20 protein-coding genes and 1 pseudogene are annotated in these 24,467 nt (G+C 53.3%); 15 read left to right on the forward strand and 6 right to left on the reverse strand.

Annotated features, from left to right (window positions below):
• The coding region (locus tag FDW88_RS07430; RefSeq protein WP_137362300.1) for an autotransporter outer membrane beta-barrel domain-containing protein at positions 1–1,577 on the forward strand (1,577 nt) is incomplete at its 5' end.
• A gap of 81 nt (positions 1,578–1,658) precedes the next feature.
• On the opposite strand, the gene FDW88_RS07435 is transcribed toward FDW88_RS07430, so the two are convergent.
• Positions 1,659–1,940: a YjcB family protein gene (locus tag FDW88_RS07435; protein ID WP_096758704.1), complete on the reverse strand. Its 282-nt coding sequence runs from the start codon at positions 1,938–1,940 to the stop codon at positions 1,659–1,661.
• A gap of 548 nt (positions 1,941–2,488) precedes the next feature.
• Between FDW88_RS07435 and FDW88_RS07445 the strand changes: the two genes are divergently transcribed.
• Entirely contained in the window at positions 2,489–4,075 is a 1,587-nt protein-coding gene (locus FDW88_RS07445; RefSeq protein ID WP_137362302.1) for an EAL domain-containing protein, read from the forward strand.
• Positions 4,076–4,077: 2 nt separating this feature from the next.
• On the opposite strand, the gene soxS is transcribed toward FDW88_RS07445, so the two are convergent.
• The gene (gene soxS, locus FDW88_RS07450; RefSeq protein WP_096758702.1) at positions 4,078–4,401 is read right to left on the reverse strand and encodes a superoxide response transcriptional regulator SoxS; all 324 of its coding nucleotides are present in this window, start codon (positions 4,399–4,401) and stop codon (positions 4,078–4,080) included.
• Positions 4,402–4,487: 86 nt separating this feature from the next.
• Between soxS and soxR the strand changes: the two genes are divergently transcribed.
• From soxR to FDW88_RS07470, 4 genes are all read left to right on the forward strand, one after another.
• Positions 4,488–4,946, forward strand: coding sequence for a redox-sensitive transcriptional activator SoxR (gene soxR / locus FDW88_RS07455; protein WP_096758701.1), 459 nt, complete (start codon positions 4,488–4,490; stop codon positions 4,944–4,946).
• A 599-nt stretch (positions 4,947–5,545) separates the two neighbouring features.
• Entirely contained in the window at positions 5,546–6,895 is a 1,350-nt protein-coding gene (ghxP, locus tag FDW88_RS07460; protein WP_096758700.1) for a guanine/hypoxanthine transporter GhxP, read from the forward strand.
• A 158-nt stretch (positions 6,896–7,053) separates the two neighbouring features.
• On the forward strand, positions 7,054–8,700 hold the full coding sequence (locus FDW88_RS07465; RefSeq protein WP_096758699.1) for a Na+/H+ antiporter: 1,647 nt from the start codon (positions 7,054–7,056) through the stop codon (positions 8,698–8,700).
• Between the two features lie 223 nt (positions 8,701–8,923).
• Positions 8,924–9,415: a transposase gene (locus FDW88_RS07470; RefSeq protein ID WP_137362303.1), complete on the forward strand. Its 492-nt coding sequence runs from the start codon at positions 8,924–8,926 to the stop codon at positions 9,413–9,415.
• A 68-nt stretch (positions 9,416–9,483) separates the two neighbouring features.
• Here the strand turns inward: FDW88_RS07470 and FDW88_RS07475 are convergent, their stop codons facing one another.
• Complete coding sequence (locus FDW88_RS07475; protein WP_115259695.1) at positions 9,484–10,374, reverse strand: LysR family transcriptional regulator; 891 nt, start codon at positions 10,372–10,374, stop codon at positions 9,484–9,486.
• A 101-nt stretch (positions 10,375–10,475) separates the two neighbouring features.
• Here FDW88_RS07475 and FDW88_RS07480 point away from each other — a divergent pair, with 101 nt between their 5' ends.
• Positions 10,476–10,886: a CidA/LrgA family protein gene (locus FDW88_RS07480; protein WP_117343598.1), complete on the forward strand. Its 411-nt coding sequence runs from the start codon at positions 10,476–10,478 to the stop codon at positions 10,884–10,886.
• Positions 10,879–11,568 carry an LrgB family protein gene (locus tag FDW88_RS07485; protein WP_115259693.1) on the forward strand — a complete coding sequence of 230 codons (690 nt, stop codon included), beginning with the start codon at positions 10,879–10,881 and terminating at the stop codon, positions 11,566–11,568. Before FDW88_RS07480 ends, FDW88_RS07485 begins: the two co-directional genes overlap by 8 nt.
• Before the next feature lie 45 nt (positions 11,569–11,613).
• Here FDW88_RS07485 and actP read toward each other — a convergent pair whose 3' ends face one another.
• The 3 genes from actP to acs all read right to left on the reverse strand — a co-directional run bounded on the left by actP (position 11,614) and on the right by acs (position 15,771).
• Positions 11,614–13,263 (reverse strand): cation/acetate symporter ActP, encoded by a 1,650-nt coding sequence (actP, locus tag FDW88_RS07490; protein WP_096758694.1) that lies wholly within the window; start codon positions 13,261–13,263, stop codon positions 11,614–11,616.
• On the reverse strand, positions 13,260–13,574 hold the full coding sequence (locus FDW88_RS07495) for a DUF485 domain-containing protein (RefSeq protein WP_096758693.1): 315 nt from the start codon (positions 13,572–13,574) through the stop codon (positions 13,260–13,262). Before FDW88_RS07495 ends, actP begins: the two co-directional genes overlap by 4 nt.
• A gap of 238 nt (positions 13,575–13,812) precedes the next feature.
• Positions 13,813–15,771: an acetate--CoA ligase gene (gene acs, locus FDW88_RS07500; protein WP_115259691.1), complete on the reverse strand. Its 1,959-nt coding sequence runs from the start codon at positions 15,769–15,771 to the stop codon at positions 13,813–13,815.
• 436 nt (positions 15,772–16,207) lie between these two features.
• On the opposite strand from acs, the gene nrfA reads away from it, so the two are divergent.
• From nrfA to gltP, 7 genes and pseudogenes are all read left to right on the forward strand, one after another.
• Entirely contained in the window at positions 16,208–17,644 is a 1,437-nt protein-coding gene (nrfA, locus tag FDW88_RS07505; protein WP_096758690.1) for an ammonia-forming nitrite reductase cytochrome c552 subunit, read from the forward strand.
• Between the two features lie 44 nt (positions 17,645–17,688).
• Entirely contained in the window at positions 17,689–18,255 is a 567-nt protein-coding gene (gene nrfB / locus FDW88_RS07510) for a cytochrome c nitrite reductase pentaheme subunit (RefSeq protein WP_137362304.1), read from the forward strand.
• Positions 18,252–18,923 (forward strand): cytochrome c nitrite reductase Fe-S protein, encoded by a 672-nt coding sequence (nrfC, locus tag FDW88_RS07515; protein WP_096758688.1) that lies wholly within the window; start codon positions 18,252–18,254, stop codon positions 18,921–18,923. Before nrfB ends, nrfC begins: the two co-directional genes overlap by 4 nt.
• Positions 18,920–19,876, forward strand: a complete 957-nt coding sequence (gene nrfD / locus FDW88_RS07520; RefSeq protein ID WP_137362305.1) for a cytochrome c nitrite reductase subunit NrfD — start codon at positions 18,920–18,922, stop codon at positions 19,874–19,876. Before nrfC ends, nrfD begins: the two co-directional genes overlap by 4 nt.
• Before the next feature lie 13 nt (positions 19,877–19,889).
• Positions 19,890–22,119, forward strand: a pseudogene (gene nrfF, locus FDW88_RS07525) (heme lyase NrfEFG subunit NrfF).
• Entirely contained in the window at positions 22,116–22,733 is a 618-nt protein-coding gene (gene nrfG / locus FDW88_RS07535; protein WP_096758684.1) for a heme lyase NrfEFG subunit NrfG, read from the forward strand. Before nrfF ends, nrfG begins: the two are co-directional and overlap by 4 nt.
• Positions 22,734–23,076: 343 nt before the next feature.
• Positions 23,077–24,387: a glutamate/aspartate:proton symporter GltP gene (gltP, locus tag FDW88_RS07540; protein WP_096758683.1), complete on the forward strand. Its 1,311-nt coding sequence runs from the start codon at positions 23,077–23,079 to the stop codon at positions 24,385–24,387.
• The last annotated feature ends 80 nt before the right edge of the window (positions 24,388–24,467 follow it).

Consider the following 24,467-nt stretch of genomic DNA (forward strand, 5'->3'; position numbering starts at 1 on the left):
TGACCTGCTTATTCGCACCTTCCTTAGGTAACCTAGACTTCGGTGATAAGCTTTATTCTAATACAAGTCAGATGAATATTACGCTTAATGGGGCAGATTCATACTGGCATGGTCATGAAGCAAACTTCTTTGACGCAACAACCGGAAAATGGAGCGGCGATCTCAACCTTACGCTGGCGAATAACGCCCACTGGATCCCCGATGGTAAAGATGCGGAAATCAGTGCCATCACCCTGAAAGACGGCGGTACGGTAAACCTGCATGGTTTTAACCTGCACACCAATCAGAGTATCAACGAAACCGTTAAAATTCATGATTTGAAAGGGAACAACGGTATTTTCCTGATTGATGTCAATACCAATAAAACGGATGAGCAGCGACGTAACGGCAGCGACTTCATTGAAGTTGTTAAAAGTAGTACCGGCGGTACACATGCGATTGAAGCGTTGAATATCAACAAGCTCACTGATTTGAAGGAAGATATCTGGGTTGCCGATGCGGCAAGTAATGTGACATTCGAAGCGTACGATAAAGTCGATATTACGAACGAGTATGTGTATGACTATAAACCACTGCTGCGTTCTGATATCCGTGAAGGCGATCCGCAAAGCCAGTACGGTACCAACTGGTATATCACGGGTGTTTCGACGAAAGCCAGCGCAGGTAGTAACACCGTGATCGCCAATGCTGGGCTGAACTACGCAATGGCGACCGCCCGTCTTGAAATCGACAGCCTGAATAAGCGTTTAGGCGAACTCCGCCAGGATCAGCAGCAAAATGGTCTGTGGATACGCTATAAAGGTGGTGAAATAGAGAGTGATACTGGGAGCTACTTCAAAAACCTGTATAGCTTCTGGCAACTCGGTTATGACAACAAAGACGAAGGCGAATCGTCTGTCTGGACGCGAGGGATTGCCGCGCATTACATGAGAGGCAATGCCGACTTCACTTATGGTACTGGCGATAACAAGAACTACGGTGGTTCACTTTATGCTGCATGGAATCGCCCAGAGAAACAAGATTACCTGGATCTGGTGTTGAAATATAGCCGCCATGAAAGTGACTTCAATTACAGGAACACATACGGCAACTCTGGCTTTGCAGATAGCAGCACATGGTCAATCAGTGCCAGCGCAGAATACGGTCGCGAGTTTAGCTTAGGAAACTCTACGTTTATCGAACCGCAAGGTCAGCTCGTGTATACCTATCTGGATGAGGCCAGTTACACCACCAGTAGTGGGTTGAAAGTCCGTCAAAACGATATAGACAGCGTTATTGGCCGTGTCGGATTGCGCGGAGGTTATCGGTTTGAATCGCGCCCGGATAGCGATATTTACGTGAAGCTGGATTTGCTGCATGAGTTTGCTGGCGATCGTGATGTCACCGTTTGGGGTAAAGATGCCGCACTGAAAGTGAGCGAAGGGGGAAGTGACTCCTGGATCAACTATGGTATAGGTACCAATATCCATCTCACTCAGAACAATAACTCCCGGTTGTATGTTGATCTGGAAAGATCGGCGGGAGGTGACATTGATATGAACTGGCAGGTTAACGCGGGTTTCCGTATGGAGTGGTAGTTCATAGCTTTGAATGGGTTCACTTAACCTAAAAATAAGCGTCCGATTGAAATTTTAGTTCAGTCGGACGCTTTCTTTTGATCAGTTTAATACCATCGGCCACTCTGGCGGCGTATGGCTCATCACTTCTACCATCACAGACTGGATGTTATTCCAGATAGCGGACACGTCCATCAGGGTGATGCCGAGCAATCCGGTTGCAAACCAGCAGGCGAAAACCAGCCCTAAACCGCTGCTGATAACGGCCAGGCCAATATAATCTGATTTACGAAAACGGATATTGAGCGTGCTGGCTAAAAACATCAGCACTGCGCTCAGCAGTTGCCACCGCAGAAGAACTACGCCAGTTGTTATTGTTGCCATGAAAAACGTCCTCAAAAAGTCTTGATGCCCAGGACAGCACGGGGTTGTTCACAACAGGTGTGGCACTCTGGCTATCGGCGGGCATGCACATCAATGAAACACTGTTTCTGTTACATGATTTTTGTGAACTATATCACATCTGTTCGTTTGTTCACCAGTGCGGGACGCTCTTTTTATTGGTTAATAACCTTTATTGAATTGTGGTTATAGGATGTGGTGAGCGAATGCATCATTCGTAATAGAAGGTGTATTTACGCTGCTTGTTATCTTTATCCTAAATTAATCTTTAAAAAAATTTATGTATTTTTTATGCGAAGCCCGTATAACGCGTATAAAACATTACGACTTTTACAGTGTGCTATTTTCAAATAAGCTTAACTTTAAGTTTGCCTTACGGAAAAAGAATATCATCATCCGCTATTATCAGACTTTTACATAGAGACGGCGGTTGCGAATGTTGATAGATTCATACAACTTAACTAGCCGGCGTTTATAGCATCCTGCCTTGATGGGTACTGGCATATACGATACAGGGAAATAGGGCTGACATGACTCACAGTGCGCGACGTAAGACGCTGAGGTTCCTTGGAACACTCACGGTGGTATTGCTCCCCGTGGTACTGGCGTTATGGTTTGCTCATGTCAGGGCGACGTCCGAAACCCGCAATCAACTCCGCACTTTTGCGCAGCTGGCCCTCCATAAAACGGAGCTGGTGATCCAGCAAGCCGATCTCGCGCGTGATATGGCACAACTGTATCAAGGGGAGATGTGTACCCCGGCGCATCAAAAAAGTATGCTGAATATTATTCGTGGGCGTTTATATATCAGCGATCTCATTTATGCGCAGGGCGATCATTTTTTGTGCTCAACGTCGATGGTGCCGCCAGCCTCATATATTATGCCCACCGCTGACTATAAGCGGACGCCGGACATCTCCATTTATTACTATCGCGATACGCCGTTTTTTTCTGGCTACAGAATGACGTATATGCAAAGAGGAAACTACGTTGTCGTTATCAATCCTTTATCCTACAGCGAGGTCATGTCTGATGATCCGGACCTCGCCTGGGGTGTCTATGATACGGTAACGGATAGCTTTTTCTCTGCCAGTGAAGGGTCAAACGTTGCGCAATTACTGCCGCTGGTACGCGGCGATGCCCCGACATTCCAGCAAGACGATCGTTTCTATACCATCGTGCATTCAGAAAAGCGGCCCATTGCGGTTATTGTGTCGACCACGGACGATCGCGTTGATCAGAATTTCTATCATGAAGCTGTATTAACGCTCCCTTTCGGCGTGATCTGTAGCATCCTGATCCTACTGATGTGGTGGCGTACGCGCCAACAATACTATTCTCCTCGCCGTCTGTTAAAACGCGCGCTCAAAAAACGCCAGCTTTGCCTGCATTACCAGCCGATCATTGATATCAAAAATGGTCAATGCGTTGGGGCCGAGGCGCTGTTGCGCTGGCCCGGTTGCAAAGGTGAGGTCATGAGTCCGACAGAATTCATTCCGCTGGCGGAAAAGGAAGGGATGATTGAGAAGATAACGGATTATGTGGTCGAAGAAGTGTTCAACGATTTGGGCTATTTTCTGTCAGCACACCCTCAGCTTTACATCTCAATAAATCTCTCTGCCTCCGACTTTCATTCATCCCGGCTGATCGCGCTGATTGCTGAAAAATCACGCGACTACTCTGTACGTTCGCAGCAAATTAAGGTTGAAGTCACCGAGCGCGGATTTATTGATTTGCAGAAGATGACCCCGGTTATTCAGGCATTTCGTCAGGCGGGTTATGAAGTCGCGTTTGATGATTTTGGGACTGGGTATTCCAATCTGCACAATCTGTCTTCGTTGAATGTGGATATTCTGAAGATCGATAAATCGTTTATCAGTACGCTGACCACCAACAGTACCAGCCATATGATTGCCGAACATATCATCGAAATGGCGCAAAGTTTACACCTGAAGACAATTGCAGAAGGGGTCGAAACAGCGGATCAAATCAGCTGGCTGCTGGAGCGCGGCGTACAGTTTTGTCAGGGATGGTACTTTGCGAAAGCATTGCCGCCGCAGGAGTTCATGCACTGGGTTAAGCGCTCGCCCGCCATACTGACGCAGGGCGGGCAATAATTCTACAAACGATGGCGATAGTCGCTGGGGGTTCGATCAAACTCGCGGCGGAACACACGTGAGAATGTTTGTTGCGATACATAGCCGAGATCCATCGCAATATCAAAAATAGGTCGCTCAGTATTGCGTAGCTCAACGGCGGCCAGCAGCAGTCGACGCTGACGAATATAGTCGCCTAACGTCTGGCGCATCACCGTACGGAACATTCGCTGTAAATACCACTTTGAATAACCTGATTTTTTCGCGACCGCTTCGATATTCAGCGGTTGGTCGATATGTTCATCAATCCATTCAATAAGTGTCTGAATAATTTGCTGATGGGACATATGGCAGCCTCTTTCTCAGTATTCGATTCGTCGTTTTGTCTGTCGGCGAGTATAATTCCTCAAGTTAACTTGAGGTAAAGCGATTTATGGAAAAGAAATTACCCCGGATTAAAGCGCTGCTCACCCCTGGTGAAGTGGCAAAGCGTAGCGGCGTGGCAGTATCGACCCTGCATTTCTATGAAAGCAAAGGGTTAATCAGCAGTATGCGCAATAGCGGTAATCAGCGTCGATACAAACGAGATGTGCTGCGTTATGTGGCCATCATCAAGATTGCTCAACGGATTGGTATTCCGCTGGCAACAATTGGTGATGCGTTGGGCGTATTACCCGAAGGCCACTCGCTCAGTGCGAAGGAGTGGAGGCAGCTTTCTTCACAATGGCGCGAAGAGCTTGACCGACGCATTCATACTCTGGTGGCACTACGCGATGAGCTGGACGGCTGTATTGGCTGCGGCTGTTTGTCACGCAGTGATTGTCCGTTGCGTAACCCAGGCGATCAGCTTGGTGAGCAGGGGACTGGGGCGCGATTGCTGGAAGATGATTGATGAGTTTGAAACCGGTGATGGGTATAAAACTAAAGCGCCACAACTGGGCGCTTTAGTTTGGTTCCGGTCTTTGTCTTTCACTCTATCCCGCTGGTTCACGGGAGGGTTTCCCCCGACATCAACACCCCTCAGTCGAGCACGTAGTGGAGGTTCCGGTCTGTGTTGATAAAGTAATTGTAAGTCACCCCAGGACAATTGCCAGTCAATTGGCGGTTTTTTAGCCGAAATTTTTCCTGCATCTTCACCTGTTTTCCTGTGCGACTTTGCGCCTGAAATAGTAGCGCATGTTGCAATAACACAGCGAAATTTGTTGCCAGATTGCGCATTAACGATAACGTTTGCGCATCGGTTGGCTATTTCTTGTGCGCTATAAGAAGAAATGCATAAAAAGCGGCAAAGTTCTGTTGAAAACCGCCGTATGATCGCAGGATAATCGTTTGCTTTTTTTTACCACCCGTTTTTTATGCGTGAAGCTAAACGTTTGCTTTTTTGCGACACCCCTTTTGGCGCAAACCTGGCACATGGAGAAAACGTTTAGCAGGCAGTGGATTGTCCATCACGCATATTGACGAAAAATAAACTCTCAGGGGATGTTTTCTATGTCTACGCCTTCAGCGCGTACCGGCGGCTCACTCGACGCTTGGTTTAAAATTTCGCACCGCGGCAGTACCGTTCGTCAGGAAGTCGTTGCCGGATTAACGACGTTTCTGGCAATGGTCTACTCCGTCATTGTGGTTCCGGGGATGTTGGGTAAAGCCGGGTTCCCACCGGCTGCAGTTTTCGTAGCGACCTGCCTGGTAGCAGGCGTGGGTTCTATTGTAATGGGCCTGTGGGCAAACCTGCCGCTGGCGATTGGTTGCGCTATCTCGCTGACGGCGTTTACCGCATTTAGCCTGGTGCTGGGGCAGCATATTAGCGTGCCAGTGGCGCTGGGTGCGGTGTTCCTGATGGGCGTCCTGTTTACCATTATTTCTGCGACCGGTATTCGTAGCTGGATCCTGCGCAACCTGCCGCAGGGCGTTGCGCACGGCACGGGGATTGGTATCGGCCTGTTCCTGCTGCTGATTGCGGCAAACGGCGTTGGGCTGGTGATTAAGAACCCACTGGACGGCCTGCCGGTTGCTCTGGGCGATTTCGATACCTTCCCGGTGATCATGTCGCTGATTGGCCTGGCGGTCATTATCGGCCTTGAAAAACTGAAAGTACCGGGCGGCATCCTGCTGACCATCATCGGTATTTCTGTTGTTGGCCTGATTTTCGACCCTACCGTGCATTTTTCCGGTATTTTTGCCATGCCTTCTCTGAGCGATGCGGAAGGGAATTCCCTGATCGGCAGCCTGGACATTATGGGGGCGTTGAACCCGATCGTCCTGCCGAGCGTATTGGCGCTGGTGATGACCGCCGTCTTCGATGCGACCGGGACTATCCGTGCCGTGGCGGGGCAGGCGAATCTGCTGGATAAAGACGGACAGATTATTGATGGCGGTAAAGCGTTAACCACCGACTCCCTGAGCAGCGTGTTCTCTGGTCTGGTAGGGGCGGCTCCTGCGGCAGTGTATATTGAGTCCGCAGCGGGTACGGCGGCGGGTGGTAAAACCGGTCTGACCGCGATCACCGTCGGCGTGCTGTTCCTGTTGATCCTGTTCCTCTCTCCGCTCTCTTATCTGGTTCCTGCTTACGCGACCGCACCGGCGCTGATGTATGTCGGCCTGCTGATGCTGAGCAACGTAGCGAAAATTGACTTCGCAGACTTTGTGGATGCGATGGCGGGTCTGGTGACTGCTGTGTTCATCGTGCTGACCTGTAACATCGTTACCGGCATTATGATCGGCTTTGCTACGCTGGTGATTGGACGCATTGTTTCCGGTGAATGGCGTAAACTGAACATCGGTACCGTGGTCATTTCTATCGCGCTGGTGGCCTTCTATGCCGGCGGCTGGGCAATCTGATTCTCACATCATGATGATCCTGAAAACGGGTGGCTTTTGCCGCCCGTTTTTATTTTCGGAACACATCCCGTTGTCTTTTGCGTTACTCTGAGGAAGATAGAATTGAGGCACGACGCCTCTCGTCGCATATCATAAGAAACATCGCAAACAGGGAACGCATGGAAATCTTTTTTACCATACTCATCATGACCCTTGTGGTCTCGCTGTCGGGGGTAGTGACTCGCGTATTGCCCTTCCAACTCCCTTTACCCCTTATGCAGATCGCCATCGGCGCCTTGCTGGCGTGGCCGACGTTTGGTTTGCATGTGGAGTTCGACCCTGAACTGTTTTTGGTTCTGTTTATCCCGCCGCTGCTGTTTGCCGATGGCTGGAAGACGCCAACGCGTGAGTTTCTCGAGCATGGGCGAGAGATTTTCGGCCTTGCGCTGGCGCTCGTGCTGGTCACGGTGGTCGGAATAGGCTTTATGATTTACTGGCTGGTGCCGGGCATTCCGCTGATCCCGGCTTTTGCGCTGGCCGCCGTGCTGTCGCCAACTGACGCCGTGGCACTTTCTGGCATTGTCGGTGAAGGCCGCATCCCGAAGAAAATCATGGGCATCCTGCAGGGCGAAGCGTTAATGAACGACGCCTCCGGCCTGGTTTCACTCAAGTTTGCTGTCGCGGTGGCGATGGGCACGATGGTGTTTACCGTCGGCGGCGCGACGGTTGAATTCTTCAAGGTTGCAATCGGCGGTATCCTGGCTGGGTTTGTTGTCAGCTGGCTGTACGGTCGCTCCCTGCGTTTTCTCAGCCGCTGGGGTGGCGATGAGCCAGCCACGCAAATCGTCCTGTTATTCCTGCTGCCGTTTGCCTCTTATCTGATTGCGGAACATATCGGTGTTTCCGGGATCCTCGCGGCGGTGGCGGCCGGGATGACGATTACCCGTTCAGGTGTCATGCGCCGTGCTCCGCTGGCGATGCGCTTACGTGCAAACAGTACCTGGGCCATGCTCGAGTTCGTGTTTAACGGCATGGTCTTCCTGCTGTTAGGGCTGCAGTTACCGGGTATTCTGGAGTCTTCGCTGGCGGCGGCAGACGCCGATCCGAATGTCGAAATGTGGATGCTGTTTACCGATATCGTGCTGATCTATGCGGCACTGATGCTGGTGCGTTTTGGCTGGCTGTGGACCATGAAAAACTTCAGCATGCGCTTTCTGAAGAAGAAGCCGATGGAGTTTGGCTCGTGGACCACGCGCGAAATCCTGATCGCATCCTTTGCAGGTGTGCGCGGGGCGATCACGCTGGCCGGTGTCCTTTCTATTCCGCTATTGTTGCCTGACGGCAGCGGCTTCCCTGCACGTTATGAGCTGATCTTCCTTGCCGCCGGTGTGATTCTGTTTTCGCTGTTTGTTGGCGTGGTGATGCTGCCGATCCTGCTGCAGCATCTTGAAGTGGCGGATCACTCGCAGCAGCAAAAAGAGATCCGCATTGCCCGCGCCGCGACGGCGGAAGTGGCGATTGTGGCCATCCAGAAAATGGAAGAGCGTCTGGCTGCGGATAGCGAAGAGAATATTGATAATCAGCTGCTGACCGAGGTGAGCTCGCGGGTGATTGGTAACCTGCGCCGTCGTGCCGATGGGCGAAACGACGTGGAAAGCTCGATGCAGGAAGAAAACCTCGAACGGCGTTTCCGTCTGGCGGCGCTGCGCTCGGAGCGTGCAGAGCTGTATCATCTGCGCGCCACCCGTGAAATCAGCAATGAAACGCTGCAGAAACTGCTGCACGATCTGGATTTGCTGGAAGCACTGCTGATAGAGAATCAATAAACGGTAGCGCCTGATGGCGCTACGCTTATCAGGCCTACGGAACGCAATTGTAGGCCGGATAAGGCGGTTACGCCGTATCCGGCGAAGGATGTACCCGATAGCGCACAGCTTTCCAGACCGAAAAAAATTATTCCTCGTGTAATTTGCGAGCGGCTTTCCTGAATGAATCCGTCCTTCTTGTTGATTCCCTCTTTTTTCCTTACGGTTGAGGAAAGGAGGCCACATGTCTGATTATCGGCGTAATTACATCAACGGTGGAACATGGTTTTTTACGGTGAATCTACAAGACCGCGGAAGCCATCTTCTGACATCAAAAATCTATCATCTTCGCAGTGCTATTTCCGAGGTAAACAAGGTTAAACCTTTTTATATCAATGCGTGGGGCGTTTTGCCTGAGCATATGCATTGTATCTGGACGTTGCCTGAAAATGACGCTGATTTTTCGTCCCGCTGGCGGGAAATTAAAAAGCATTTCACCCGATCGTTATCCGTCAGGCATATCTGGCAACCTCGCTTTTGGGAACATACCATTCGTGATGAGCGCGATTATTGCCAGCATGTGGATTACATTTATATTAATCCTGTGAAACATGGTTGGGCGCAGCAGGTGAAGTCATGGCCTTTTTCAACGTTTCATCGTGATGTTAAATTGGGGTTGTATCCGGAGAACTGGGCAGGTGAGATAACGGACCTCCGTGCTGGTGAACGTGCCTGATGGCGCTACGCTTATCAGGCCTACGGAACGCAATTGTAGGCCGGATAAGCGTAGCGCCATCCGGCAACTTACGTCTCCTGCGTTAACCAAAACCCTTCGCAGCATTTTAGCCATGCCTGTGCGCTGTGCGACAGATACACGCCTTCGCGCCAGATCATGCCCAACTGCCAGCGTAAATGGCTTTCCAGCGGGATCCAGCGTAGCGTCTGCTTATCCAGTTTTTCGCAAATGGGTTCTGGTAAAATGGCGATCCCAACCCCGGCTTGTACCATCGCAGCGAGGAAATCCCACTGTCCGCTGCGTACCGCAATGCGTGGCTTGACGTGGTGCTGGCTAAACAACTCCAGCAACTGACGGCTTAGGGCGAAATCTTCGTTGTAGATTAGCAGCGGGTGCTCGGCCAGCGCCTCGGGGGAAATAGAATCGCAGGTTGTCCACTGGCCGGAGCGCGGCACCAGCACGCAAAGTGGATGACTGAAAAGCGGCAAGGTCGCCAGACCGCTCTCTTCTTCGACCGGTAGCGCCGTCATCGCCACATCCAGATCGCCGTTCATCACTGCCTGCTGGACGGTTAAGCCACCAAATTCTGATATTTTCAGCTCAACGCCGGGATAACGCTGGCGAAACAGGCTGATGGGGCCGGCCATTAACATGCCGACCATCGGGGGGATACCGAGTCGCAGGATCCCCTTATTCAGATGGTTAATATCGCTCAGTTCTGCCTCAAGCTGGCGGAATTCGGCGAGGATTGCCAGGCCGCGTTCAAAGACGATACGTCCGGTATCGGTCAACAACAATCGCCGCCCGTCGCGGATTAGCAGCGTGCAGTTCAGCTCGTCTTCAAGGTTCTTCAACATTTTGCTGATGGTCGGCTGGGTGACAAACAGCTTCTCTGCCGCGCGGGTAAAGCTCTGCTGGCGAACCACCTCAACAAAATATCGCAGCGTTCTGATATCCATGATTATTCCTTAAGACTATGCCTGCAATGAGTTTAATTCATTTCAGTCCTTGGGGGAGGGTCTCTATACTGGCGCTCTCTCTTTTTTACGGACATTCCCTCATGGCTGTGGCGATTAGCCGCGTGACGCCTGCGGTTATTCATCGACTCCAGGTCCCCGTTCAGGTTCTGTTGTACGCAGGTTTATTTGTTTTTGCTCAATATCTTGTCTCCTGGCTACATCTGCCGCTTCCCGCCAACCTGGTCGGGATGGTACTGATGCTGGTGCTGATTGTGTGCAGGGTGATCCCGCTTAGCTGGATACGCGCAGGCGCCCGTTGGCTGCTGGCTGAAATGCTGCTGTTTTTTGTCCCGGCGGTTGTTGCCGTGGTGAACTATACGCACCTGTTGCTGGTGGATGGCTGGCGCATTTTTGCCGTTATTGCCATCAGCACGCTGATGGTGCTCGGTGCCACTGCGTGGGTGGTTGATAAAGTTTATCGCTATGAAATGAGCAGGTTAAACCGTGAGTAATTTCCAGTTAAGCGTATTGTGTCTGGTGATTACGCTGGGTATCTATTTTGCCAACAAGCGCCTGTATCGTCGTTTTCGGACATTGCCGCTGATGCCGCTGGTCCTCACGCCCGCGCTGCTGGTGCTGATGCTGGTGTTCGGGCATATCTCCTGGCAAAACTATATTGGTGAATCGCACTGGCTGATGTGGCTGCTGGGCCCGGCGACCATCGCATTTGCCGTGCCGGTTTACGATAATCTCGCGGTCATTAAGCGTCACTGGATGTCGCTGACGGCAGGCGTGGTGACGGCAACGCTGGTGGCCGTCACCAGTTCGGTATGGCTGGCGCGTCTGTTTATGTTACCCGATGAAATCCAGCGCAGCCTGGCGGTGCGCTCGGTGACCACGCCATTTGCACTGGCAGCGGCCGAGCCGCTGGGCGGGCAACCTGATCTGGTGGCGCTGTTTGTGGTGATCACCGGTGTATTCGGTATGGCGGTGGGCGACATGCTGTTTTTGCGCCTTTCCATCCGTGAAGGGATGGCGAAAGGGGCCGGATTTGGGGCGGCGTCGCACGGTGCAGGCACCGCGCGCTCCTATGAGCTTGGCCAACAGGAAGGGGTGATTGCCAGCCTGGTAATGATGCTTTCCGGCGTGGTGATGGTGCTGGTGGCACCGCTGGTCGCGAGGCTGATGTTCTGAGATAAGATGGAACCCTCCAGCCTGAAAGCTGGAGGGAAGACGAGATTAGTGCGCGCGACCTTGTTCTACGCCGTACCCGGTCTGGGAACGGATGAACTGAGCACGGAACTGCTCACGCTCGCGATTACCTTCTGCGGAATTATCGGTGGCAGAGAAGAACCAAATACCGAGGAACGCCACGCTAATGGAGAACAGCGCCGGGTATTCATACGGGAAAATGGCTTTTTCGTGACCGAGAATTTGCACCCATACCGTTGGGCCAAGCACCATCAGCACCACTGCCGTTATCAGACCTAACCAGCCGCCCAGCATGGCACCACGCGTGGTCAGTCGTGACCAGTACATGGAAAGCAGAATGATCGGGAAGTTACAGCTTGCCGCGATAGCGAACGCCAGGCCGACCATAAAGGCGATGTTCTGGTTTTCAAACAGCACGCCGAGCAGGATGGCAATCACGCCCAGTACCAGTACGGTGATTTTCGACACGCGCAGTTCTTCACGCTCGGTAGCACCTTTACGGAACACGTTAGCGTACAGATCGTGAGAGACCGCCGAGGCACCCGCCAGCGTCAGACCAGCAACCACGGCCAGAATGGTGGCAAAGGCCACTGCGGAGATAAAGCCGAGGAACAGGTTACCGCCCACCGCGTTGGCCAGATGCACCGCCGCCATGTTATTGCCGCCAATCAGCGCGCCAGCCGCGTCTTTATATGCCGGGTTTGCACCGACCAGCATGATTGCGCCAAAACCGATGATAAAGGTCAGGATGTAGAAATAACCCATAAAGCCGGTGGCGTAGAACACACTCTTACGCGCTTCGCGGGCATCGCTGACCGTGAAGAAACGCATCAGAATGTGCGGCAGACCCGCGGTTCCGAACATCAGTCCGAGGCCTAACGATAGCGCCGATATTGGGTCTTTCACCAATCCGCCAGGACTCATAATCGCCGAGCCTTTCGGGTGTACCGCCATCGCTTCGGTGAACAGGTTGTTGAAGCTGAAGCCGACGTGCTTCATGACCATGAAGGCCATAAAGCTGGCGCCGAACAGCAGCAGCACGGCTTTGATGATTTGCACCCACGTAGTGGCCAGCATGCCGCCGAACAGCACGTACATCATCATCAGTACGCCAACCAGCACCACAGCAATGTGATAGTTCAGACCGAACAGCAGTTGGATAAGCTTCCCGGCACCCACCATCTGGGCGATCAGGTACAGCGCGACCACCACCAGTGAACCACAGGCCGACAGAATACGGATAGGCCCCTGCTTCAGACGGTAAGAGGCGACGTCCGCAAAGGTGTAGCGACCGAGGTTACGCAGACGTTCGGCAATCAGGAACAGAATGATTGGCCAGCCGACCAGGAAGCCGAGTGAGTAAATCAGCCCGTCATAGCCAGAGGTAAAGACCAGCGCGGAAATCCCGAGGAACGACGCCGCCGACATATAGTCGCCCGCAATCGCCAGCCCATTCTGGAAACCGGTGATGTTACCGCCCGCGGTGTAATAGTCGTTACGCGAACGCACGCGCTTAGACGCCCAGTAGGTAATGCCGAGCGTAAAGATGACGAAAATCAGGAACATAACAATCGCCTGCCAGTTGGTTGGCTGGCGTTGGACTGCACCGCTAATAGCATCCGCCGCATTTGCGGCGAAGGGCAGCGTGGCGGCTAGCGCCGTCAGGACTCTCTTCATGATGCTTTAACCTCGTGCAGAACCGCATTGTTAAGACGATCGAATTCACCGTTGGCCCGCCAGATATAGATTCCGGTCAGGAGGAAGGAGATGAGGATCACGCCCACCCCAATTGGAATACCTCGGGTGACGCTGGTTCCCGCATGTAGCGGCGTCCCCAGCCAGCCAGGCGCAAAGGCAATCAGTAAAATAAAGCTGATATAAACCACCAGCATGATGATGGATAGTACAGCGGCAAACCGTTGCCTTTTTTCAACTAACTCCCTGAAACGCGCACTGTCTTCTATCCGCTGATAAATATTGTCATTCATCGCAGAGCTCTCCAGAGGTCCCCTTTGTCTTTCACGCTGCAGGCATGACCTGTTAGCTGTCGCAGTCCGGCAACACGAAATCCTTTGGGGGAGGTTTTATAATTTCCCTCCCGATGAAGAGAGGGTAGGGGGATTTTTTATTTTGCCGGATGGCGGCTAACGCCTTATCCGGCCTACAAGGGATGCTGAACCTGTAGGCCCGATAAGCAGCGCGCCATCGGGCATTTCACGGTTAGGGTTATGATGGCATCGCGATAGCCTGCTTCTCTTCGAGCAGTTTCTCTACCACGCCAGGATCGGCGAGGGTCGAGGTATCGCCCAGATTGCTGGTATCGCCCGCCGCAATTTTGCGCAGAATACGGCGCATAATTTTGCCGGAGCGGGTTTTTGGCAGTGAGTCGGTCCAGTGCAGCACGTCTGGCGTTGCCAGCGGGCCAATTTCTTTACGCACCCAGTTGCGTACTTCAGCGTACAGCTCAGGTGTCGGCTCTTCACCGTGGTTCAGCGTGACGTAGGCGTAGATGGCCTGGCCTTTAATATTATGCGGAATACCCACTACCGCGGCTTCGGCAATCTTCGGATGCGACACCAGCGCCGACTCGATTTCAGCCGTCCCCAGACGGTGGCCGGAAACGTTCAGCACGTCGTCCACGCGTCCTGTTATCCAGTAGTAGCCGTCTTCGTCACGACGCGCGCCGTCGCCGCTGAAGTACATATTCTTGAAGGTGGAGAAGTAGGTCTGCTCAAAACGATCGTGATCGCCAAACAGGGTTCTCGCCTGACCCGGCCAGGAATCGGTGATCACCAGGTTGCCTTCGGTCGCGCCTTCCAGCGGGTTGCCTTCGTTATCGACAATCGCCGGCTGCACGCCGAAGAACGGACGTGTTGCCGAACCGGCTTTCAGTTCGGTAGCGCCCGGCAGTGGGGTGATCATGAAACCGCCGGTTTCGGTCTGCCACCAGGTATCGACGACCGGGCATTTTTCGTTGCCAATCTTCTTCCAGTACCATTCCCAGGCTTCCGGGTTAATCGGCTCGCCGACAGAGCCCAGAATACGCAGTGACGAACGGTCGGTGCCTTCAATCGCTTTATCGCCTTCTGCCATCAGGGCGCGGATCGCGGTGGGTGCGGTATAGAGAATATTAACCTGATGCTTATCCACGACCTGCGACATACGCGCAGGCGTTGGCCAGTTGGGTACGCCTTCGAACATCAGCGTGGTAGCGCCGCAGGCCAGCGGGCCGTACAGCAAATAGCTGTGCCCGGTTACCCAGCCGACGTCAGCGGTACACCAGTAGATATCGCCCTGATGATAATCAAACACGTATTTGAAGGTGGTCGCCGCGTAAACCAGATACCCGCCGGTGGTGTGCAGCACGCCTTTTGGCTTACCGGTTGAACCGGAGGTATACAGAATAAACAGCGGATCTTCCGCGTTCATCTCTTCCGGTTGATGCTCAGGACTCGCTTTCTCAATAAGGTCGGACCACCACAGGTCGCGGCCTTCCTGCCAGTCTGTTTTTCCGCCGGTACGTTTGAGGACCACCACGTGCTCAACGGTCTTCACGTTCGGGTTTTTCAGCGCATCATCCACGTTCTTTTTCAGCGGGATGCCGCGTCCAGCACGCACACCTTCATCGGCGGTGATCACCAGGCGCGAGTTTGAGTCGATGATACGTCCGGCAACGGCTTCCGGCGAGAACCCGCCAAAGATCACCGAATGCACCGCACCAATACGGGCGCAGGCCAGCATCGCCACCGCAGCTTCCGGGACCATTGGCATATAGATCGCCACCACATCGCCTTTTTTAATGCCTAAATCCAGCAATGTATTGGCAAAACGGCAAACGTCGCGATGCAGTTCGCGATAGGTAATATGTTTACTTTGAGTTGCGTCATCGCCTTCCCAGATGATGGCGGTGCGATCGCCGTTTTCCTGTAGATGACGGTCAAGGCAGTTCGCTGCCAGATTCAGCGTGCCGTCTTCGTACCATTTAATGGACACATTGCCGGGTGCAAAAGAGGTGTTCTTTACCAGGCTATAAGGTTGCATCCAATCGAGAATTTTTCCCTGCTCGCCCCAAAATGTGTCGGGGTCGGTAATAGATTGTTGGTATTTCGCGTCGTACTGCTCCGGGTTTATCAGGCAACGATCCGCAATATTTGCGGGAATAGCGTGTTTATGTATTTGGCTCATGGCTTTTGTTCTCCTTGTAGGATGTTAATAATATGTCTCATAAACGTTAAATGTAGGGGCATTTGGAGTTTTGTTTGGGATTTGAGCGGCAGATCACGCAATAAGCGAATTGTGCAAATTAGCGGCAAACTGATTTTTGAAGAGAACTAGCAAAAATTGATTAAATCTCGCGATAACATGCAGTTATATGAAGAAGTTTGAAAAAGGTGATCGGTGTCGGGAATAGACCAAAGAGTGAGAGGCTGGAGGGGGTTGCTAACTCTAAAGTGGTATTTTACATGCACTTACAATTGATTAAAAACAACATTCTAAGTGTGGTTTTTTGTTAAAAAGAGGGTGGAGCAATGTCATGACAGTATACGTGTGGTTGCTGTTATGGAAAACAATAAAAGAATCGCCATTGCAGACAATGGCGTCATCTGGATGAGACCCCCCTATGGCAAGGACAAAATCACCCGTACTCCGTTTCTTCAGCCTGATATTACCGTTTTTATTTATCTCTGCCGTTCACGCTGAACAAACCCCAGTACCCGCAAAAACCGTCACCGTTGAAGCGAAGAATGAAACCTTCGCCCCTCAGCATCCCGATCAATACCTCTCATGGAAAGCCACGTCGGAGCAGTCCGCACGTGAAGATGCGCTGGCAGAGGATCCACGACTGGTGATTCTGTGGGCGGGATATCCTTTCTCGCGTGATTACAACAAACCGCGTGGGCATGCCTACGCGGTGACCGATGTCCGTGAAACATTACGTACCGGCGCGCCAAAAACTGCAGAAGATGGTCCGCTGCCGATGGCCTGCTGGAGCTGTAAAAGCCCTGACGTGGCGCGTCTGATCCAGAAAGACGGCGAAGACGGTTATTTCCACGGTAAATGGGCGCGCGGCGGCCCGGAAATTGTTAACAATTTAGGCTGTGCGGATTGCCATAACACCGCCTCGGCAGATTTCGCCAAAGGGAAGCCTGAGCTGACGTTGTCCCGTCCTTATGCAGAACGCGCGATGGAAAGCATCGGTAAACCGTTTGATAAAGCCGGTCGCTTTGACCAGCAGTCCATGGTCTGCGGCCAGTGTCACGTGGAGTACTACTTCGACGGTAAAAACAAAGCCGTTAAGTTCCCGTGGGACGAGGGGATGAAAGTTGAGAACATGGAGAAATACTACGACGCCATTGCGTTCTCCGACTGGACCAACTCCCTGTCTAAAACGCCGATGCTGAAAGCGCAGCACCCGGAATATGAAACCTGGACTGCGGGAATTCACGGCAAGAATAATGTGACCTGCATCGACTGTCATATGCCGAAAGTGCAAAACGCTGAAGGCAAGATCTACACCGACCATAAAATTGGTAACCCGTTCGATAACTTCCCTCAGACCTGCGCCAACTGCCACACCCAGGACAAAGCGTCCCTGCAAAAAGTGGTTGCCGAGCGTAAACAAGCGATTCATGACCTGAAAATCAAGGTTGAAGATCAGCTGGTACATGCCCACTTCGAAGCGAAGGCTGCATGGGATGCGGGTGCAACGGAAGCTGAAATGAAGCCGATTCTGGAAGATATTCGCCATGCGCAATGGCGCTGGGATCTGTCTATCGCCTCGCACGGGATTCACATGCATGCGCCGGAAGAAGGTCTGCGTATGTTGGGTAGCGCGATGGATAAAGCGGCCGATGCCCGTACCAAACTGGTCCGTCTGCTGGCGACCAAAGGCATCACCCATGAAATTCCGCTGCCGGATATCTCGACGAAAGAGAAAGCCCAGAAGGCGATCGGTTTGAACATGCAGCAAATCAATGCTGAGAAGCAGGACTTCATCAAAACGGTGATTCCGCAGTGGGAAGACCAGGCGCGTAAAAACGGTCTGTTAAGCCAATAACCCCTTTCCGCCTCGCAAGGGGCGGATAACTCAACGGAGTGAATATGAGCGTATTACGTTCGTTATTAACTGCTGGGGTGCTGGCGTCAGGCCTGTTCTGGAGCCTGTGCGGGAATGCCGCGACCCCCACGCCACAGGAATCGGATCAACGCTTTACGGTCACCCAACAGCGTAATCCGGATGCCGCCTGTCTGGATTGTCACAAGCCGGACACCGAAGGCATGCATGGTAAACATGCCGAAGTCATCAACCCAAATAATAAACTGCCGGTTACCTGCACCAACTGTCACGGCCAGCCGTCACCCAATCACCGCGAAGGGGTGAAGGATGTGATGCGCTTTAATGAGCCGATGTACAACGTGGAGCAGCAGAACAGCGTCTGTATGTCCTGTCACCTGCCTGAGCAGTTGCAAAAAGCGTTCTGGCCGCACGATGCCCACGTGACGAAAGTAGCGTGTGCCAGCTGTCACTCACTGCATCCGAAGCAAGACACGATGCAGACGCTAAGCGATAAAGGACGGATTAAGATTTGCGTCGATTGCCACAGCGATCAGCGTAACAATCCAAACTTTAATCCGGCGTCGATTCCCTTGCTTAAGGAGCATCCATGAGTTGCTCTCGTCGCCAGTTTATCACCGGCGTCGGCGCGCTGGTGGCTGTTAGCGGGACGGCGGGACGCGTCGTGGCGAAGACGTTAAACATTAACGGCGTGCGTTACGGCATGATACATGATGAATCATTATGCATCGGCTGTACCGCCTGCATGGATGCCTGTCGGGAAGTGAACAGCGTGCCGGAAGGCGTATCGCGTCTGACGATTATTCGCAGCGAGCCGCTGGGGACGTTTCCTGATGTGAAGTACCGCTTCTTCCGCCATTCGTGCCAGCACTGCGATCACGCCCCCTGTGTTGACGTCTGCCCGACGGGGGCATCGTATCGCGATGCTGCCACCGGCATTGTGGATGTGAACCCGGATCTGTGCGTCGGTTGCCAGTATTGCATCGCCGCCTGCCCGTATCGCGTGCGCTTTATTCATCCGGTCAACAAGACGGCAGATAAGTGCGACTTCTGCCGTAAAACCAACCTGAAAGCGGGCAAGCAGCCTGCTTGCGTTGAGTCATGTCCGACGAAAGCGCTGACGTTTGGTAATCTGGACGATCCCAACAGCGAGATCTCTCGTCTGTTGCACCAGAAAAATACCTACCGTTACAAGCTGGCGTTAGGCACCAAACCGAAGGTCTACCGCGTTCCCTTTAAATACGGGGAGGTGAGCCAATGACACCCGCTTCTGCATTCCATTTTGAATCACTGGTGTGGGACTGGCCCATCGCCATCTATCTGTTCCTGATCGGTATTTCCGCCGGACTGGTGACGCTGTCGGTATTGCTTCGACGGCTGCATCCGGAAGCGGGCGGTTCAGACAGTACGTTACTGCGTACCACGCTGGTACTCGGGCCGGGAGCGATTATTCTCGGCCTGCTGATCCTGGTCTTGCACCTGACGCGTCCATGGACCTTCTGGAAACTGATGTTCCACTACAGCTTCACCTCGGTGATGTCGATGGGGGTCATGCTATTCCAGTTGTATATGGTGGTGCTGGTGCTGTGGCTGGCAAAAATCTTTGATAAAGAGGTTATTGCCCTGCAACAGCGCTTCGTGCCTCGTCTGACGATCGTGCCAAAACTGCTGGCGCTGATCGCGCCGTTCCATCGTCTACTAGAAACTGTGATGCTGGTGCTGGCGGTGCTGCTCGGGGCCTACACCGGGTTCCTGCTGTCGGCGCTGAAATCCTATCCGTTCCTGAATAACCCGATCTTGCCAGTGCTGTTCCTGTTTTCCGGGATCTCGTCCGGTGCGGCGGTGGCGCTGATCGCCATGGCATTGCGCCATCGCGGTAACCCGCACACCACCGAGGCACATTTTGTACACCGCATGGAAACCCCGGTAGTGTGGCTGGAAATCTTCCTGCTGGCGGCGTTCTTTATCGGGCTGGCGCTGGGCGATGACGGCAAAATGCGCGCGCTGGTTGCGGCATTGGGCGGTGGTTTCTGGACCTGGTGGTTCTGGCTGGGCGTGGCCGGGTTGGGGCTGATCCTGCCGATGCTGCTGAAACCGTGGGCGAATCGCCGCCCGACGTTTCACGGTGTGCTGGCAGTGTGTGGTGCCAGCCTGACCGGCGTGCTGCTGCTGCGCTTTTTCATTCTGTATGCAGGGCAACTGACGGTTGCGTAGGGCAAGGTGATTTCTGGACGTACTCCTTCCTGAAGCCGGTTTTCTGGCATTGTTGTTAAGTCTCGGGGTCAACGTGTTGACCCCGCTTGCCGTGCTGACGGGCGTACGTCAGCGCTGGCAGGGCGTTATGCGTCTGGCCTGCGTGGGCGTGTGGACGCAGTTTGCGCTGCTGTTGCTGGCCTTTGCCATTCTGGTGTTCTGTTTCCTGACCAGTGATTTCTCCGTTGTTTACGTAGCTCAGCACAGCTATAGCCTGCTGCCGTGGGGATTAAAGCTGGCGGCGGTGTGGGGTGGTCATGAAGGATCGCTGCTACTGTGGGTGCTGTTTCTTTCTGCCTGGAGCGCACTGTTCGCCTGGCGCTCCAGGCGTGAGCCGGACGCGCTATTTCCGTTAACCCTCAGCGTCCTGACAATGATGACCGCGTCATTGCTGCTGTTCGTGGTGGTGTGGTCCGATCCGTTCGTACGCATCTTCCCGCCGGCAATTGAAGGGCGCGACCTGAACCCGATGCTGCAACACCTGGGGCTGATTCTGCATCCACCGCTGCTGTATCTGGGCTACGGTGGGCTGATGGTGGCGGCCGGCGTGGCGCTGGCTTCGCTGCTGTGCGGCGGCTTTAACGCACGGACTGCCTGGGTGTGCTGGCGCTGGGCGCTGCCCGGCTGGTGCGCCCTGACGCTTGGGATCATCCTTGGTTCCTGGTGGGCTTATTGTGAACTGGGCTGGGGCGGCTGGTGGTTCTGGGACCCGGTAGAAAACGCTTCCTTATTACCCTGGCTTTCCGCCAGTGCGTTACTGCATAGCCTGTATGTCTCACGGCAGCGTGGAGGCTTCCCGCACTGGTCGCTGCTGCTGGCGATTGTCACGCTGATTTTATCGCTGTTGGGCACGCTGATTGTGCGTTCCGGCATACTGGTTTCTGTTCATGCCTTTGCGCTGGACAACGTCCGCGCTGCGCCGCTGTTTGCGCTGTTTACCGTGTTAAGCCTGGCATCGCTCGGTCTGTATGCCTGGCGGGCGCGGGACGTCGGTCACACGGTACGTTTTGGCGGCTGGTCGCGTGAGATGATGATTCTGGTCGCGCTGCTGCTGTTTTGCGCGGTGCTGCTTATCGTGTTGATTGGCACGCTGTATCCGATGATTTACGGCCTGTTTGGTTGGGGACGACTCTCCGTTGGCGCGCCTTACTTCAACCGTGCAACGCTTCCGTTTGGCCTGCTGATGCTGGTGGTCATCGTGATAGCGACGATCAGAAGCCGGAAGGTGCCGCTGCGAAGCCAGCTTCCGGCGCTGCTGGCGCATGCTGGCGTGCTGGTTTTTGCTGCAGGGATCGTGTTCTCCAGCGGGAGCCGCCAGGAAGTGAGCCTAAATCTGAGTCCTGGGCAGCAGGTTGAACTGGCAGGCTATGTTTTCCGCTTTGAGCACCTCTCTCTGGAAGCAAAAGGAAACTACACCAGTGAAAAGGCGCTGATTACGCTCTGGCAGGATGAGAAACGCATCGGCAGCCTGCAGCCCGAAAGACGCTTCTATTCCGCGCGTCGCCAGCAAATGATGGAGCCGGGTATCCGTTGGAACCTGCTGCACGACTGGTACGCGGTGATCGGCGAAAAAACCGGACCGGAGCGCTATGCCATGCGCTTGTACGTGCAAAGTGGTGTGCGTTGGGTTTGGGGCGGAGGGCTGCTGATGGTATTCGGCGCGCTGCTCAGCGGCTGGCGAGGGAGAAAGCGCGATGCGTAAATTAATCACAGCGTTGCCGGATGGCGGCGTAAACGCCTTATCCGGCCTACAGGGTACGCAAACCGTAGGCCGGATAAGCGCAGCGCCATCCGGCAGAAAGTTTTTACTCTTAACGATCGTCTTGTTTTTCATCACTTTCGCTACGCATGCCCAGGTTGTCGACACCTGGCGTTTTGACAACCCGCAACAGCAGGAAAAAGCGCTGTCTATTGCCAGCCAGTTGCGCTGCCCACAGTGCCAGAATCAAAACTTACTGGAATCCAATGCGCCGGTGGCGGTCAGTATGCGTCATCAGGTGTATAGCATGGTGGCAGAGGGCAAAAGTGAACATGAGATCACCACGTGGATGACCGATCGTTACGGTGATTTCGTCCGCTATAACCCGCAGCTCAATGAGCAGACGCTGTTGTTGTGGGCACTGCCGTGCCTGTTATTGCTGCTGGTGGGCGTGATTATCTGGCGGGTGAGAACGCGTCAGCGCGTAGAAGAGGATGAACGATGAGTCAGCCTGAATGTTGTGCACCGTTACGTCCTATGCCGGTAAAACGCCTGGCCGCTATAGCTGTGCTGATGGTGATTGCCTGCACGGGAGGGTATTTGTTGTCGCCTAAATGGCAGGCGGTCCAGCAGGAGCAGGCGCGACTGGCTGACCCGCTACATGCGTTTTCTGATGAAAATATGCAGGAAAAACAGCTGCTTTCGCTGCAGTCAAAAATACGTGCCAACCCGCAAGACAGCACGCAATGGGCGCAACTGGGTGAGTATTATCTTTGGCAAAACGCGTATCATAATGCGCTACTGGCCTATGAGCAGGCGCTGCGTTTGCGCGGTGAAAACGCCGAGATCTATTCGGCACTGGCGACGGTGCTGTACTATCAGTCCGGGCAGCATATGACGCCGCAAACCCGTGAGATGATTGAGAAATCGCTGGCGCTGGACCCGACAGAAGTTACCGCGCTAATGCTGCTGGCTGCTGATGCGTTTATGCAGGCCGACTATGCACAGGCTATTTTGCAGTGGCAAAAAGTTCTCGATTTAAACTCGCCGAGGGTGGATCGTGCTCAGTTGATTGACTCAATCAATATGGCGAAATTGCTGCAGAATCGACAAAAATAATTTTTGTTTTTTTGTGATTTGCGTCGTTTTCGCTGTGCAAAAAAACAGCAGTTGAACAAATTGGCGAAAAAACGCACAGTCATAATTCTTCATTTTTTATCAAATGAATATTCTTTTATAACAAAAAGTTATTCATGATGACCCGCATAAACTCGCGTTTTTATGCATAAAATCAGCTAAAGGCCCTGTTCTTAAAGGGTTGCGCTGAATGCCATGCAAATGATAATGATAATAAGCGTTAAAAAATTCCATAAACGAACGCAACACAATTCATACCCTTTCAGTATGTACTATTCCCATAGGTTATATGTGAAATAGCGCTCCATCGAGGAAGTCCGTTGTTATGAAAAATTTGAAAGTCAGCCTGGCCTGGCAGATTTTGATCGCCATGGTGCTGGGCATTTTGCTGGGGAGTTACCTGCATTATCACAGTGACAGCCGCGAATGGCTGGTAGTTAACCTGCTGTCTCCGGCAGGGGATATCTTTATCCACCTGATCAAAATGATTGTTGTGCCGATAGTTATCTCCACGTTGATCGTCGGTATTGCCGGGGTCGGTGATGCCAAACAGCTGGGCCGTATTGGCGCCAAAACCATTATCTATTTCGAAGTGATCACCACCGTGGCAATTATCCTCGGCATCACGCTGGCGAATGTGTTCCAGCCTGGTACCGGTGTCGATATGTCGCAGCTGGCGACCGTGGATATTTCGAAATATCAAAGTACAACCGCAGAAGTGCAGAGCCACGCGCATGGCCTGATGGGTACGATTTTGTCACTGGTGCCGACCAACATCGTTGCGTCGATGGCGAAAGGCGACATGCTGCCGATTATCTTCTTCTCGGTGCTGTTTGGTCTGGGCCTGTCTTCACTGCCGGCCACTCACCGCGAACCGCTGGTGACCGTGTTCCGTTCCATCTCTGAAACGATGTTTAAAGTGACGCACATGGTGATGCGTTATGCGCCGGTCGGTGTCTTTGCGCTGATCGCCGTCACCGTGGCGAACTTCGGTTTTGCCTCCCTGTGGCCGCTGGCGAAGCTGGTGCTGCTGGTGCATTTCGCCATCCTGTTCTTCGCGCTGGTGGTGCTCGGTATCGTGGCGCGCGTGTGCGGTTTGAGCATCTGGATCCTGATTCGTATCCTGAAAGACGAACTGATTCTGGCCTACTCTACCGCCAGCTCTGAGAGCGTGCTGCCGCGTATTATTGAGAAGATGGAAGCCTATGGCGCACCGGCCTCCATCACCAGTTTTGTGGTGCCGACCGGGTATTCGTTCAACCTTGACGGTTCGACGCTGTACCAGAGTATCGCCGCGATTTTTATCGCCCAGCTGTACGGCATTGACCTGTCGTTGTGGCAGGAAATCGTACTGGTGCTGACGCTGATGGTGACCTCGAAAGGGATCGCGGGTGTGCCGGGCGTGTCGTTTGTGGTGTTGTTGGCTACGCTGGGTAGCGTGGGTATTCCGCTGGAAGGTCTGGCATTTATCGCCGGTGTTGACCGTATCCTCGACATGGCGCGTACTGCGCTGAACGTGGTGGGTAACGCGTTGGCGGTACTGGTTATCGCCAAGTGGGAACACAAATTTGACCGTAAAAAAGCGCTGGCCTATGAGCGCGAAGTATTGGGCAAATTTGATAAGACCGCCGTGTAGGCCGGATAAGGCAACGCCGCCATCCGGCAACCCGCTCTGGATTGCCGGATGGCGCTATGCTTATCAGGCAATCCACCTTC

The sequence above is a fragment of the Citrobacter sp. wls829 genome (genome assembly GCF_005280825.1).
Lineage (GTDB): Bacteria > Pseudomonadota > Gammaproteobacteria > Enterobacterales > Enterobacteriaceae > Citrobacter > Citrobacter gillenii.